The 14,369-nt window shown below is 64.7% G+C and carries 14 protein-coding genes and 2 pseudogenes; 4 read left to right on the forward strand and 12 right to left on the reverse strand.

Annotated elements, in window-relative coordinates; translation table 11 throughout:
* Positions 1–48 precede the first annotated feature (48 nt).
* Together EBE87_RS23350 and EBE87_RS23360 are read left to right on the forward strand one after the other, a co-directional pair.
* Positions 49–817 (forward strand): IS5 family transposase gene (locus tag EBE87_RS23350; RefSeq protein ID WP_233560170.1). Its coding sequence is split into 2 segments (ribosomal slippage): positions 49–345 and positions 347–817, totalling 768 coding nucleotides; the frame shifts between segments, so codons are not numbered across the junction.
* Positions 818–1,605: 788 nt separating this feature from the next.
* On the forward strand, positions 1,606–2,568 hold the full coding sequence (locus tag EBE87_RS23360) for an NYN domain-containing protein (RefSeq protein ID WP_158611669.1): 963 nt from the start codon (positions 1,606–1,608) through the stop codon (positions 2,566–2,568).
* A gap of 7 nt (positions 2,569–2,575) precedes the next feature.
* Here EBE87_RS23360 and EBE87_RS23365 read toward each other — a convergent pair whose 3' ends face one another.
* Together EBE87_RS23365 and EBE87_RS23370 are read right to left on the reverse strand one after the other, a co-directional pair.
* On the reverse strand, positions 2,576–2,959 hold the full coding sequence (locus EBE87_RS23365) for a transposase (protein WP_158611670.1): 384 nt from the start codon (positions 2,957–2,959) through the stop codon (positions 2,576–2,578).
* Between the two features lie 181 nt (positions 2,960–3,140).
* Positions 3,141–4,112 (reverse strand): dihydrodipicolinate synthase family protein, encoded by a 972-nt coding sequence (locus tag EBE87_RS23370; protein WP_122140175.1) that lies wholly within the window; start codon positions 4,110–4,112, stop codon positions 3,141–3,143.
* An 87-nt stretch (positions 4,113–4,199) separates the two neighbouring features.
* On the opposite strand from EBE87_RS23370, the gene EBE87_RS23375 reads away from it, so the two are divergent.
* Complete coding sequence (locus tag EBE87_RS23375) at positions 4,200–5,192, forward strand: ketopantoate reductase family protein (protein WP_158611671.1); 993 nt, start codon at positions 4,200–4,202, stop codon at positions 5,190–5,192.
* 66 nt (positions 5,193–5,258) lie between these two features.
* Here EBE87_RS23375 and EBE87_RS23380 read toward each other — a convergent pair whose 3' ends face one another.
* From EBE87_RS23380 to EBE87_RS23415, 8 genes are all read right to left on the reverse strand, one after another.
* Positions 5,259–5,843 (reverse strand): carboxymuconolactone decarboxylase family protein, encoded by a 585-nt coding sequence (locus EBE87_RS23380; RefSeq protein WP_122140177.1) that lies wholly within the window; start codon positions 5,841–5,843, stop codon positions 5,259–5,261.
* A 4-nt stretch (positions 5,844–5,847) separates the two neighbouring features.
* The gene (locus EBE87_RS23385) at positions 5,848–6,669 is read right to left on the reverse strand and encodes an alpha/beta fold hydrolase (RefSeq protein ID WP_158611672.1); all 822 of its coding nucleotides are present in this window, start codon (positions 6,667–6,669) and stop codon (positions 5,848–5,850) included.
* 28 nt (positions 6,670–6,697) lie between these two features.
* A complete protein-coding gene (locus EBE87_RS23390; RefSeq protein ID WP_158611673.1) occupies positions 6,698–7,687 on the reverse strand; it encodes a tripartite tricarboxylate transporter substrate binding protein in 990 nt (329 codons plus the stop codon).
* Positions 7,688–7,753: 66 nt separating this feature from the next.
* On the reverse strand, positions 7,754–8,530 hold the full coding sequence (locus tag EBE87_RS23395) for an SDR family NAD(P)-dependent oxidoreductase (RefSeq protein ID WP_122140180.1): 777 nt from the start codon (positions 8,528–8,530) through the stop codon (positions 7,754–7,756).
* 27 nt (positions 8,531–8,557) lie between these two features.
* Positions 8,558–9,394 (reverse strand): polysaccharide deacetylase family protein, encoded by an 837-nt coding sequence (locus EBE87_RS23400; protein WP_122140181.1) that lies wholly within the window; start codon positions 9,392–9,394, stop codon positions 8,558–8,560.
* A 120-nt stretch (positions 9,395–9,514) separates the two neighbouring features.
* Complete coding sequence (locus tag EBE87_RS23405) at positions 9,515–10,333, reverse strand: alpha/beta fold hydrolase (protein WP_122140182.1); 819 nt, start codon at positions 10,331–10,333, stop codon at positions 9,515–9,517.
* 29 nt (positions 10,334–10,362) lie between these two features.
* Entirely contained in the window at positions 10,363–11,595 is a 1,233-nt protein-coding gene (locus tag EBE87_RS23410) for an MFS transporter (RefSeq protein WP_122140183.1), read from the reverse strand.
* Positions 11,596–11,601: 6 nt separating this feature from the next.
* Positions 11,602–12,576, reverse strand: a complete 975-nt coding sequence (locus EBE87_RS23415; protein ID WP_122140184.1) for a Bug family tripartite tricarboxylate transporter substrate binding protein — start codon at positions 12,574–12,576, stop codon at positions 11,602–11,604.
* Positions 12,577–13,051: 475 nt separating this feature from the next.
* Between EBE87_RS23415 and EBE87_RS23420 the strand changes: the two genes are divergently transcribed.
* Entirely contained in the window at positions 13,052–13,840 is a 789-nt protein-coding gene (locus EBE87_RS23420; RefSeq protein ID WP_122140185.1) for an IclR family transcriptional regulator, read from the forward strand.
* A 129-nt stretch (positions 13,841–13,969) separates the two neighbouring features.
* Here EBE87_RS23420 and EBE87_RS23425 read toward each other — a convergent pair.
* Both EBE87_RS23425 and EBE87_RS23430 read right to left on the reverse strand, forming a co-directional pair.
* Positions 13,970–14,108, reverse strand: a pseudogene (locus EBE87_RS23425) (integrase core domain-containing protein); the annotation flags it as partial.
* Between the two features lie 26 nt (positions 14,109–14,134).
* Positions 14,135–14,257, reverse strand: a pseudogene (locus tag EBE87_RS23430) (IS3 family transposase); the annotation flags it as partial.
* Positions 14,258–14,369 lie beyond the last annotated feature (112 nt).

Genomic DNA, 14,369 nt, shown 5'->3' on the forward strand with positions numbered 1-14,369 from the left:
CGCGTTCAGGATGATGGCTGGCGGCTGCCGGACGCGCTCTGGGCTGAGATGGAGCCGCTCCTGCCACCCCGGCCTAAACACCCGCTGGGCTGCCACAACCCACGTGTGCCGGACCGGGCGGCGATGGACGCCATTTTCTTTGTGCTGCGCACCGGCTGTCAGTGGAATGCGCTCCGCGAGACGAAGCTCTGCTCGTCTTCCTCGGCGCACCGGCGCTTTCAGGAATGGACAAAGGCCGGAGTGTTCGAGGCGTTCTGGCGCAAGGGGCTGCTGGCCTATGACGGGCTTCGCGGCATCGACTGGAGTTGGCTCGCACTCGACGGCGCCATGGGCAAGGCGCCGTTGGGTGGGGGAAAAAACCGGGCCCAATCCAACAGATCGCGGCAAGCGCGGGGTCAAGCGATCGGTGCTGACCGACGGACGGGGCGTGCCGCTCGGCACGGCGATCGAGGGCGCCAACCGCAACGACCACAAGCTGATGCGGTCCACGCTTGAGGCGATCCCGATCAGGCGACCTAAGCCGACGCGCCGCCATCCCCAGCACCTCTGCCTCGACAAGGGCTTCGACTATGATGAGCCCCGCGCCTTGGCCGAGGAGTTCGGCTTCACCCTGCACCTGCGCACACGTGGCGAGGAGATCAGGGCCAGGCGACAGGCCAAAGCCAAGGCCAGGCGCTGGGTGGTAGAGCGCACACACTCCTGGCTCAACCGCTTCCGCTCCATCCTGATCCGATGGACCAAGACGCCCGCCAACTATCTCGCCCTGCTCCACCTCGCCTGCGGCATCATCACATGGCGTCATGCCCTACCGGGATAGGCTCTTAGCCACCGCTCTCCGGCCAGGGCCAGCAAACGTGACAATGCCGCGCAACCGCCTCCTGCTTGAACTCCGGCGTGAACTCTCGCCGTGTCTTGTTCATCGGACACCTTCCTCGCTCCCGTGGAGCTTATACCAAGTCTCTCTGATCAGAACCTATAGAACGCTGAGGCAGCTTCGTGCCGCTGCAGGAGGCGCCATAGCCATAGGTTCTGTTCACTGGGACTTGGTATTACTCAGGGGTGTCCATCAATTCGAAGGAAGATCACTGATTGGTGGAAGCTCCGTTAGTCGGGACTGACCGCGCACATAACGTTTCGGAAAATAATCTAAATGTGTATATTGTGACATCAACTCAGGGTGGCTTCTATGCGGGTAATGTTCCTCTTTGGCGCGCTGACTATCGCGACGCTTTTGGCTGCGCCTCATGACGCTGAAGCGGCGTGCAGCGGTTACGCCGGGCCGGGAGGTCCGTGCTTCGCAGGACCTGGCGGAGCCGCTTACGCTGGTCCTGGTGGTCCTGCCTATGCGGGGCCAGGCGGGCCAGCATATGCCGGGGCTGGTGGTCCGGCTTACGCAGGGGCTGGTGGTCCTGCGTACCGTGGAGCTGGTGGAGCAGCCTATGACGGCCCTGGTGGTCCTGCTTACTCGGGTCCTGGGGGGCCGTGCTACGCTGGCGCTGGGGGACCTGCCTTTGCCGGTCCCGGTGGCGCCGGCTATTCGGGGCCGGGCGGGAGGGGTGGTGTCCCCTCTGTCTGCCGGTAAACCACAAGCATTGGGGTGAGGCATTGGAACGGCGTACTGCACTCTTTGTGGATTTCGACAACATCTTCGGCGCGCTGTGCAATCTGTCTCCTGAGGCGGCTGAAGCATTCATCGCAGAGCCGGGTGTGTGGCTTGAGTGGATGGCCCGCCGGGTAGGCGTACGTTCCAACGAGGTACCATCAAGTGGTGAAGCGCCGCCGCGCCGCATCCTGCTCCGCCGCTGCTACCTCAACCCTAACGGCTCCCTGGTTCTACCGAGTGGCGAGCGAGTGTTCTTCGGCAGCTTTCGTAGTAACCTGGTGCTCGCCGGCTTTCAGGTCACCGACTGCCCTCCACTCACCCGGGGCGGAAAGACCAGCGCCGATATGGTGCTGGTGATGGATGTGCTGGACGCGTTAGGGCATGCCACCCGCTTTGACGAGTTCGTCCTTATGTCCAGCGATGCCGACTTCACGCCGGTTCTGCAGCGCCTGCGCGCACACGATCGTCGAACATCTGTGGTGGCAATCGGCAATGCCGCCGAGGCCTATCAGGCTGCTGCCGATGAGGTGATCGGAAGTGAGGACTTTCTGAAAGGTGCGCTAGGAGGGCTCCAGGCCTATTCCAGTGCCGCACAAGAGCAGCGATCTGCTTCTTCTGGTACCCGGAAAATGACCGCTGGCAGCTCCGCGCAGGATGGAGCAGTGGACCCGTCTGAGGTGCGAGAGGCTATCCTGTCCGCAGTGCTGGAAGAGCTTGAGCAATCGCCTTCGCCGCTTCACCTGGGGCCACTAGGGAACCGACTGAGGGCACGCTTGGGCCAGCAGGTTTTATCAACGAGCTATGGTGGTGCGGGCAGCTTGACGAGGCTGCTGGCTACTGCGGGTGATCCACGGATCCAGTGCATATCCGGTGGCGGCGCCGGCGGTGCTTGGGTCTATGACCCAAGCCGGCATAAGATTGAAATCAAAGGGTTGAGCCCGGCCGAAGAAGGTGCCTCGCTTTAGTAAGAACCTATCCCGGTAGGGCATGACGCCATGTGATGATGCCGCAGGCGAGATGGAGCAGGGCGAGGTAGTTGGCAGGCTTCCTGGTCCATCGGATCAGGATGGAGCGGAAGCGGTTCAGCCAGGAGTGCGTGCGTTCAACGACCCAGCGCCTTGCCTTGGCTCTGGCGTGCCGCCTGGCCCTGACCTCCTCGCCACGTGTGTGCAGGTGCAAGGTGAAGCCGAACTCGGCTGCCAGTGCGCGCGGCTCGTCATAGTCGAAGCCTTTATCGAGGCAGAGGTGCTGGGGTTGGCGGCGCGTCGGCTTGGGCCGCTTAACAGGGATCGCCTGCAGGGTCTGGCGCATCAGCTTGTGGTCGTTGCGGTTCGCCCCCTTGATCACTGCACCCATTCTTAGCCGGATTAGGCTAAACTCAGTGACCATCAAGCCGGCGACAGGCAATCTTGACGTTCTGCTCACCCGAGTGCCAGCGCCCCGTGGAAGGCGTCCACGCGCGTCACGCATCACAATTCGCGGCTCTGTTTGACGCCGGTGGAGAGCTATTCCGTTCGGGCTGCAACCATTGAATGTTTCAGCCGATCACGCCTGCCTCGCGCAGAACGGCGATACTGGCAGCGAGCTCCGTTGGTTCGCACGGCGCGATGCCGGGGCGCACCTTGCCCGTGCGCATGCCCATCATGCCGGCCAACTCCTTGAACAGCCCGACATGGTGGAAGCCGCGCGCGAAATACTGGCTCTGGAGATTGTCAGCGATCGCCATGATGCGCCGTGCGTGGCCGGCCGCTGCCAAAAAATCGCGTGCTTCAACTGCGGCGATGAAGTCGCCGCAATGTGGCTTTGCCGTCGATTGGCAGAAGACGGGGCGCGAAGACCCAATCAGGAAGCCGGGGGCGCGCTCGGGAAAGGCCAGCTGCCCCTGGAGGTGATATTCCTCCAGCGAGGTCGCGACGCAGATGTGCTCGCCAACCTGTTCCATCATGGCGAAATACTGCGCGAGATTGAGAGTGGTGTTCTGCACCGCGCAGATGTTCCGCCAGCCGAGCAGCGCCGCCACCTGCGGCGGCGCGAGATAGTAGCCGAGTTCGGACAGCGTGGTGCTGTAGAGGATCAAGCCAATGTCGATCCGATCGGCGATGAAGTCGTAATACGCCTTCACGCCAGCGGCCGAGCGCGGGCCGTAGAAGGGTGGCCAGATCATCACCAGATCAGCACCTGCCGCCGCAGCGTGGCGCGCATACTCCGCCGCCTTGATCGCCGACGGATCACTGCAGCCGATCACCACGGGCTTTCGCCCACGCACCTCATCCAGCACCACCTCGACGAGATGCCGGCGCTCCGCGTCCATCAGCGTCCAGAATTCCTGATGCAACGAATTGACCGTCAGGCCGCCGACACCGGGCAGCGCCAACGTCTCGCGCACATTGTGCCGAAGGCCCTGTTCATCCAGCGTGCCGGATTCGTCGAAAGGCGTGTAGAGCACGGTCAGATAGCCACGCAGATTCAGGCGCGTCCATTCGCGCGCCTCGCCGGCTGCGTACTTCACGCGTCATCTCTTTTGCGCGACATTGCGTCCGAAGCAAACATAGGACTTCTCCTTATGACTGAATCCGCTGGAATCGCAGCAGGCCCGATGCTCTTCATCGGCGCTGGTGCCGTAGGGGGTTTCATGGCGGCCCATCTCGCGCGTTCCGGCGCCGATGTCGTGATGTGGGAGCCATGGGCGACGAACCGCGAGGCAATCACCCGCGACGGGCTGACGATCGCCGACCCGGATGAGACCTTCACCGTGCCGCTGCGCACCATTGCGTCGGCCGCCGATATCCCGTCCGTTGCACCGAGCGTGATGGTCCTCTGCACCAAGATGGCTGATGCACCAGCCATCGTCGCCGATGTCGAGGCAGCGTACCGGGGTACCTGGATCGTGACCCTCAACGCACTGGCCGACCTCGACATGGCCGAGGCACTTGGCGCCGATCGCGTCATGGGCTGCATCGTGACAGGCCTGTTCGGCAACCTCGTGCGTCCGGGATCCATCCGTCGCCACCGCGAAAGGCTGCGTGGCGGCGCACCGACCTTCCGTATCGGCGAGACGGCAGGTGCGGCTACGCCACGCATCCACGCGCTGGTGCAGGCATTCGGCCTCATCGACGGCGCTGAAGCGGTGCCGGACATGGCCGCGGCGCGCTGGGGAAAGATGGTCTTCAACTGCATGACCTCACCGCTGTCAGCGCTGCACCAGCGACCGATCCGCGACTTCTTCGTCGATCCCGCCCAGCGCCCTACGCTGATGAAGGCGGGCATCGAGGTGACCGCCGTGGCAGCGGCATACGGAATCACGATCGATCCGGTCTGCGGCGTGTCCGGAGCGATATGGCACGCTGCCGCGGCAGGGGATGTCGCCGCACAATCGACGCTTGAAGCCGGTTTGATCCGGTATGGCGAGGCAATGAACGCGACGTCGCTTGGCGGCATGGCACAGGATGTCGAACGCGGGCGGCGCACGGAAGTCTCGCTCATCAACGGCGTTGTTGTAAACAAGGGTCTGCTGAAAGGTGTCGCGGCGCCGACCAACGCCTGGTTGGTCGAATCGTTGGACGCGCTGACGGCCGGAACCGCGCAGTGACGACAGGGCCAGGTCGATGACCTAGCCCCATCACGTGCTGGCGGCACGCAGGGAACGACGTTCTGCTCAGCCCTTCACCTGGCCGGAGGCGTCGCGCGGCGCACCCTGCCAGGCAAGTTCCTTGGCCAGGATTTCAGCCGATTCGATCTCCACGCCCATGCCTTTGATCAGCGAGGCAGCCGCGAGATAGTAGGCCGCGAGCAGTGAAATGTCGGTCGCCTGGCGCGGCGTGAAGTGGCGATTGAGCTCATCCGACACCACCGCCGGCACACCCTGCAACGCGGAGAATGCGAAGACGTAGTCGCAGATCGCACGATCCGGCGCGGGCAGGTCCTGCGGCGTTTGGCCGGCGCGGATCAGGTCCATCTGCGCTTCGGTCAGACCGGCCTGCAGCGCCATCGGTGCGTGATGCGCCCAGGCATAGTCGATCTGTCTGCCCATGCCGCAGATCACCAGCTCACGCTGGATCTCCGTCAGTTCCGTGTTGTAGCGGAGATAGTGGCCAAGGCCCATATAAGCCTTCAACCCTTCCGGCGCATGGCCGAGCGAACGCATGAGATTGGAGACGAAGCCGCGGCTCGCCTTAACCTGGGTGAAGGCTTCGCGCGTTTCCGGCGGGCCGAATTCCATCGCATTGGGAAGAAATGGCATCAGATCAAACCTTCGGGTAGCCGAACTTGTCGGTGTGGAACGCTAGAATGTCGGCCACGCAGCGGTCCGGCACCATGTCGGCAATGTTGTGGGGCATGTGTGCGTAGGCGATCATGCGCACGTTTGGAATGTGCTCGCGCATCGCCTCATAGCTCTTCGCCGTGCCGACCGTTTCTGCGCCCGGCAGGATGACGAGCGTGGGGCAGGCGATGCGATGTAGCTGGTCTTCCCAGTTCAGCGTGGCGCAATAGCCGATGAAGCGGCGCACGAAGGCCGGGTCGTTCTCCGCCGTCTGGCGCAGGAACCAATCCACCATCCCGGCATCGGTCGTGGCGAGGTCGAACCGCATGTCGATGGTGTCGGTAAGGAACTTGGTCATTCCCTCCTGCTCCATCCGGGGCAGCCAAGTCAGCGCATCGGGGCTGAGTCCCGGGGTGGAGCCGACCACCGCGAGGCTCAGAACTTTCCCGGCCGACCGGAGTGCCATGTTCTGGGCAACGTATCCGCCGGCGGAATTCGCCGTCAGATGCATTGTCTCAATGTGAAGGAGCTGCATTAGCTCCTCCACGTCATCCACCAGGCGGTCCATCGTCAGCGGCTTTGAGGGTGCCTGCACGCTCGATCGGCCATGCCCGCGCAGATCCATGCGAATCAGGCGGAAGTGCCGCGCGAGGGCCGGAACCCAGGAGTAGAAGCGGTCGGAGTTCCCCATCGCCGAATGCAGGAGGAACATGACCGGGGCTTCACGCCAAGGGTCGGTGAAATCATCGACGTAATAGGCGATCGTCTCGCCGTCGCTGGCCGTAAAGGTGTGGACCTCGGTCATGTCCGTTACTGCTCCCGTTGGTGCTTGATTAGTCCTGAACCGGAATGCGGGCATCCCGAACGATGTTGTCGAAGCGAACGCGATCCGCACGCACGAGGCGCGTGAAATCCTCCGGCCCGACCTTGCTGGGCACAATGCCCTGCTGCGCGAAGCGCGCGGCGTACTCCGGCGCGTCGAGAATCGGCCGGATTTCAGTGGCCAACCGCTGCACTATCGACGCTGGCAGACCGGCCGGGCCGGCGAGGCCCCACCAAGCGTCCATCTCGAAGCCCGGATATCCGGATTCCGCGACCGTCGGCACGTTGGGCGCGACGGAGACACGCTCAGCGCCGGACACCGCCAGCGCACGCAGCGTGCCCGCCTCCACATGAGGTCCGCTCGCCGGGATGGAGATGAAGGCCAGCGGCACGCGGCCCGCCGCGAGGTCGATGATTGCATCCGCGTCGCCACGGTAGGGAACGTGGTCCAGCTCGATGCCCGCGACGTTCATGAAGTAGCTCATGGTCAGATGCGGACCGGCGCCGACACCGGACGAGGCGAACTGGATGCGGCCCGGCCGCGATTTGGCCAGCGCCACCAGCTCGGCCACGCTGTTCACACCCAGCGAGGGGTGCGCAATCAGATAGTACGGCGAGCGCGCGCCGAGCGCAATGTAGGTGAAGTCGCGCACCGGATCGAACGACAGGTTCCTGCGGATGCTGGGCGCAAGCACCTGCGCACTGGAGATGAAGAAGAGGTTGTAGCCATCGGGGGCCGCACGCGCCGCCACGTCGGCCGCCAGGGTCCCGCCGGCGCCAGCGCGGTTCTCAACCACAACCGACTGACTCAAGCGGCTGCTGAGCCCCACTGCGACGGAGCGCGCCACTAGGTCATTCGCGCCGCCCGCCGGATAGCCGACCAGGACGCGGATGCTGCGGTCCGGCCAGCCGGATTGCGCCAAGGCAGGTGCCGAGAATGCGGTGGCGGCCGCGCCGGCAAGCCAAGTCCGCCGCGTCGGCTGGAATGGGGCATCAGCCATCGTGCTCATCTCCGTTCGTGTGGAAGCTTGTGACACGCCGCCGGCATGGCCTTGTGCCGGGTTGGATCAGTAGGAAGAACGGCCGCCATCAGCCGGTATGGTCGTGCCGGTGATCATCCGGGCGCCGTCGGATGCGAGGAAAACGGCGGTCGCGGCGATATGCTCTGGCTCACCGATCCAGAAGGGATACTCACGCATCCGATCGAGCGGGTTCTGCGGATCGCGTTCCACGGATTCCTCGAGCGTGCCATAGGTGCGGATGATACGTTCCGTCATCACTCGACCCGAGGCGATGCAGTTCACCCGCACACCCTGCTTCGCATAGTGGCCGGCCAGCGCGCGCGTCAGCGACAGGATCGCGCCCTTCGCCGCGCTGTAGACGTGAAACGGGCTGGCGCCACGGAGCGCGGCACCGGAGGACATGTTGACGACAGCACCGCCGCCCGAGGCGATGATCGCGGGAATGCCGTGGCGACAGCACAGGAAGGTGCCGCGCAGATCGAGATTCATCGTCCGGTCGAAAACATCGAGCGCCACGTCGGTCACGGGCCCGTCTGCCGGGTCGGTTCCGCCGGCGCAGTTGTACAGCGCGTCGAGCCGGCCGTAGCTGGCCACCGTCTCGCCGATGGCGCGAGCGACCTGCGCGTCATCGGTGATGTCCATGTACAGCGCCAATGCCTGCCCACCGGCCGCGATGACCGACTGCGCCGCGGCATCGGCGCGCTCCCGGACATGGTCGGCGACCGCCACCGCATAGCCGGCGGCAGAAAAGGCCCGCGCGGCCGCACTGCCGATGCCGCCTCCACCGCCGGAGATGAAGACGACCTTGGTCGAAACAGTCATGTCAGGCCTCCCGCCGTGCTGAAGAACTCACCGCGCCGAATCCCGCGTGCGGAACTCCGCCTGCACCTGATCGAGCGTCATGAACTCCGTCCCCATGCGGGTGAGTTCATCGATCAGTTTCTCCAGGATCAGCATCCGATGCCCGCGGCCGATGACGTAGGGATGGAAGGTATAGACGAGCATTCCCCACTCGGTCGTGCGCCGCATGTATTCGAAATCGGCGATCCAGTTCTCCAGCACGGCATTCGCGTTGGACAGGCCGGGCAGCACCTCGTCCTTGCTGCGGATGAACTCGAAGTGCGGATGGTCATCGAGCGACCAGCTGATGGGGATCTCGATGATGTCCGTCGTCTCGCCGAAGACCATCGGCGCATCGGCAACGACCTTGTCCCCGCGCCGCACGAAATAGGGCGAGCAGTCGTGGCCCATCATGCTGCTGTCGTAGCGCAGGCCGTGCTGGGCGATCAGGTCGATCGTCCGATCGCTGAGATCCCAAGAGGGCGAGCGGTAGCCGCGTGGCTTGCCGCCGGTCAGTTCGACGATCGTCTCGACGGCTCGGGCGAATTCCTCGGCCTCGCGTTGCGGTGTGAGCCAGGCGGGGGGCACGTGGCTCCAGCCGTGATGACCGATCTCATGGCCCGCCTTCACGACATCGTTGCAGGCATCTGGATAGGTCTTGATGACGACGCCCGGCACGTACCAGCTCGACTGAATGCCGCGGCTGGCGAGCAGAGCGAGGATGCGCCGCGCACCGACCAGGCCGAACTCGCCGCGCGATACCGGCGTCGGTGTGGTCATCCCCCGTGCGGCAAAGCCGGACCAGGTATCGAAGTCGAAGGACAGGCATGCGATGTGTCGCGGCATCTAGTGCTCCTGAATGTGCTCCCGGTGCCACGCGAACGCCGTGGCGAGGGTCCCCGATGATGCGATTCCGAGGCCGGCTGACCGTTCGGCCACATCGGCTGAAGGATCGTGTCGCGTTCCTCAACCGGGATGGCGCTGGATGAAGCGCAGGGCCTCCGTGGCGGAGCGCTCGGGCGCGGCATCGCCGATGTTGTGCGGCATGCCCTCGAAGACCACGAGCTCAGCGTTCGGGATTGCGGCTTCCATCTGCTCGTAGTGGCTGCTGCTACCGATCGGTTCATGCCCCGGCGCGACGATCAGGGTCGGGCAGGTGATCCGGGGCAGATCCTCGAACCAGTCGCGGCTGGCCATGTGCGTCACGAAGCGCCCGAGATAGGCAGGATTGTTGCTGCCCGTCTGGCGGCAGAACCAATCCACCAGCGCGGGGTCTGCATCCGGACCGAAGCGGTCGGCGGCGGTCGCCCGCATGAAGGGTTCGAGCCCCATGCCACCGATCTTCTCGGGCCATGTGGCTGCCTGCGTGCCGCGCAACCCTGGCGTGGAGGCAAAGAGCGACAGTGTTGCGACCCTTTGCGGATCTTCGATCGCGAGGCGCTGGCCGACATAGCCACCAGCGGAGAGACCCACGACATGCGCACGCGCGACACCCAGATGATCAAGAAGTTCCCGCGCATCCTGCACGAGCCGCTCCAGGCTGAACGGCAGCGATGCCGGTGGAATCTCCGATGCGCCATGACCCCGCAGCTCGAGACTGATGACCGGAAAGCGGCGCGCCAGGATGGGCAGCCAGCCATACCAGCGGCGATAGGCGCCCATCGCTGCGTGCAGCATGAGCACAGGGACCTGGTTCTCGGCCCAGGGATCGCTGAAGTCGTCCACCCGATAGGCGAGGCGGACGCCGTCGCTGCTGGTCAGGAAGGCCATGTTGGGCGCGAGCATGTGCAAGGTCTCCGTCGTGTATTGGTCGGTCAGTCGGCTGCCGGCCGCTGTGGGGGTGCGGCTGGCGCGATGGGGCGGAACAGCGTGCCCGCCACCATCGCGGTCACGACGGCGAGCTGGGCGGCAATGGCGAGGAAGGCACCGGTCCAACTCGCCGTGACGGCGATGATGGCGGCGAACACCGAAGGGCCGGCCAGATAACCGAGGAAGATGAACAGCACGCAGCCCGCCGTCGCATCGCCCACGCGGTCCCGCGGGACCAAGCGCGCGACCTCGGCCATCACAATACCGTTCCAGCTTGCGGCCAGGGAACCGGTCGCGGCGGCCAGAAGGATCATGGTGGCGAAGCCCGCGGGCAGCGTGACCAGCAGTGCGGTGCAGATCGCCGCGGCGATCGCCTGCAGGACGAGGTTGCGGCCCGGCTGACCGGTGCGGTCGGCAAGCCAGCCCAGCACGATCCGAGCCGCCACGCCGGCCGCTTGCATGGCAGCGAAGACCGCACCCGCCTCGATGAGTGACATCTGGCGGTCTGTCACCAGCCAGGTGACGGTGAAGGCAAATAGGCAGCCCTGCACGGTCGAGAAGGAGATAGCGAGGATGATCAGCGGCGGCAGCCGGGCGTCGAGGCGTAGCACCGCCAGCGGTGCCGTCAACGTCTGCGCGATTCCCTTGGACTGCGGCACGGTTCGCGGCTGTTCCGGGCGATCGAGAGCGGTGCGCTGCGGCTGGATCGCCAGCCCCGTCACGATGGCGACCGCGGCGCCGAGCAGCACTGCCGGCTGCCAGCCCAGCCAAGCGGCGACCGGTGCGCAGATCAGGCCTGCAAAGGTACCGCCGAGCGGCGCGCCAGCCTGCTTCACCGAGAAAATGAGCGTCCTGTGCTGTGCCGGCGCCGTGTCCTGCAGGATCTGGCTGCCGGCCGGTGCAGCAGGCGCGTAGCCGATGCCGAGCAGCAGGGACGCGAGCAGGAGCGCTGGGACGCCCCCGCTGGCTGCGATCACCATGCCGACCGCCAGCACTGCGCTGCCGATCTGCAAGGCGCGGACCGGGCCGAACCGCGCCAGAAGCCCGCCACCTGCTAGCAGGAAAAGCACCGTGCCGAGCGCCACGGCCGAGGCGAGATTGCCGATCGTCTCCGGGCTCAGCCCCGCCTCGGCCGTCATCACCGGCGCGATCGCCGGCAGACTTTGCGTCAGGAAGGACGCGACCGTCTGCGCGAGCAGCGTGACCCAGAGAGCGGCGATCCAGCGAGGCTGCGCCATGCGGTGTCAGTCGGGCCGGATAGTGGACGCGCGCATGACCTCGGTGAAGCGCGCGGTCTGGCGGCGGATCGTTTCCGCATACACCGCGGGCCCGCCGCCCGCCGGCACGAAGCCGAGATCATTGAGGCGCTGCCGCAGATCCGGGCGCGTCACCGCCTCGTTGAAAGCTGTGGCGAGCTTCTGGACGATGGAATCCGGCGTGCCGGCGCGCACCAGCACACCCCAATTTGTGTACATGTCCACGCCGGTCACGCCGGCTTCGGCGAAGGTCGGCACATCCGGGAAGGCGGCGCTGCGGGCGTCGCCAGTCACCGCAAGGGCCCGCACGCGCCCGTCCAGGATATGGGGGCGGGCGGCGCTCAGCCCGTTCACCGCGAGCGGCACGTGGCCGGCGATGATGTCGTTCATTGCCGGACCGGTCCCACGATACGGCAGATGCGTGATGTCCACGCCGGCGGCGGCCTTGAACATCTCACCGCCGATATGCGTCGGCGCACCGTTGCCGCCGGAGGCATAGGCAAGGCTACCCGGCCGCGCCTTGGCGAGCGCGATCAGCTCCTGCAGCGTCCGCGCCGGCACCGAGGGGTGAGCCAGCAGGACGATCGGCGCATTGGCCAGCAGCGCCACGGGCGTGAAATCGCGGGCAGGATCATAGGGAAGCGAGGGGAAGAGGCCGGGATTGATGCAGAAGGTGGAATCCACGGCGAGCACCGTGTAGCCGTCCGGTTCGCTCTGCGCGACCGTCTCGGTACCGACGATGCCTCCGGCACCGGCGCGGTTGTCGATGACCAGCGTCTGGCCAAGGCTGCGCGCAACATGCGGATCGAGGATGCGGATCAGGTTGTCGGTGCCCCCGCCGGCGCCGAAGGGAACGACCACGCGGATCGACCGGTTCGGATACGCCGTCTGGGCGTGCACGCCGTGAGAAGCGGCGAGTGAGACAGACAGGGTGGCCAAGAGGGAGCGACGGGCTACGCGCATCGGCGTCAAACCTTTCTGTGCATGTGGCTATCAGGATTGTGGCCACGACCTTGGAAACAGACGGAATCGCCCATCGCGCTGCCTGGCCACGTTGGGATGAGCACCTTTGCCAACGCCGGCGCCGGGAAGCTGGGCGCTTCCTTGAAGACGGCCCGTTGTTCGTTGGTCCACAGCGTCATTACTCGGTCTCTCCGCTCATGAAGCCGCACGCGGCGCATCGCCGCGAATGTCCCTTCTGCGATTGACGCGCGAGGTACTCATCCTCAACGAAGACGCTGTAGGGCCGGACACGCCATGGCAGGCCCTGCGGCGCCTGCGCGCTGCATTCGAAGAAAGAAAAAATCGTTTCCAGTAGGGTGGTGCGCGTCTGCTGCTCACTCTTACGAGAGTTTTGCGCTGGTCATGCGGCCGATCAAGCGTGTAGCGAGGTACCGGGCAAACACGCATATATGTGGCAAAATGATGCGAAATCGTTATGAAAAGAGATGACACGGCGACGGAGGGCAGATGCATCAAATCTGTCGGCCGAACCTTCGACCTCCTCGAGTTCTTTGATGAGGTGCGACGCCCCGTCAGCATCGTGGAGGTCGCACGCGCGCTCGCGATGCCGCAATCGAGCGCGGCCGCACTGCTGCGCAGCTTGGTGGCACGGGGCTACTGTCGGGTGGACGTCGCAGCGCGTCGCTATCTTCCGACAGCGCGGGTCACCATTCTCGGGTCGTGGATCGACGCCCCGCTGTTCGAGGATGGTGCGCTGCTTCGCCTCATGCATGAGATCCATGCGAAGACGGGCGAACTCGTGCTGCTCGGCTCACTCAGCGGACTTCAGGTCCGGCTGATATACGCGCTGAAGGCGGAGAAGCCTGGCAGGCCGACACGCCGAGCGGGCACGGTACGGCCGCTGGAGCGCTCAGGATTGGGAATTCTGTTTCTCGCGACGTTCTCGGATCGCCAGATCGGCGGTCTCGTTCGCCGCATCAATGCGGACGAGATCAATCGCGATTATTATTTGAACATCAATACAGTCATGAATGAAATAAGGATCATTCGGCAGCAGGGCTACGCATTGTCGTTGGATAAATTGGAGAAGGGGATTGGCGGAATCAACGTATTGCTGCCGCCGAGATCCGGCATCGAGCCGATGGCGCTGTCGATTACGACGCTATCGGATATTGCCGATAAACGACAGAAGGAATTTTTTTTGTTGATAAGCGACGGCGTCGGTCGTCACCTTGGGGTGAGCTTGCCGCCAGTGTTAGTCTGATAATCCAGAATGATAGTGGTCTGTCCCCATAGGGTGGTCCGGGGTGAATCTCATGCATGGTCGGCTCGTCTGCTACATTGAGCTTGATCGCGGTGGAGGTTTTGGCTTCTGTCGGCGGCCAAACCAGAGCGTTCGGAGCAGGCGGCTTGTATCCGAGCGATGAGTGAGGCCATGCCGTGTTGTAGTGCCGACGCCAGCTTTCGACGACCACTCGGGCCTCGGACAGGGAGTAGAAGATCTCTCCGTTCAGCAGCTCGTCGCGCAGTGATCTTCCCCTGATTTGATGGACAGGGATCAGGCGGCATTGTGCTCCATCTGCTCTGGCGTCTGGTAGCCCAAGGCGGAGTGGATGCGCTGCCGGTTGTAGTAGCTTTCGATGGAGGTGAACACGTCGCGTCTGGCTTCGTCCCGCGTGGCCTACCGGCGGCATTGGCAAGTTGTTTGATGGGAGGGCGAGTTCGGCCGCGTGACTCAGGGTGCAGCAGGATCAGGATGCTGCTTGGGCGCAGGTCTCCTGCTGCCAGCTGCG

The sequence above is a fragment of the Teichococcus wenyumeiae genome (genome assembly GCF_003696345.1).
GTDB classification, from domain to species: domain Bacteria; phylum Pseudomonadota; class Alphaproteobacteria; order Acetobacterales; family Acetobacteraceae; genus Pseudoroseomonas; species Pseudoroseomonas wenyumeiae.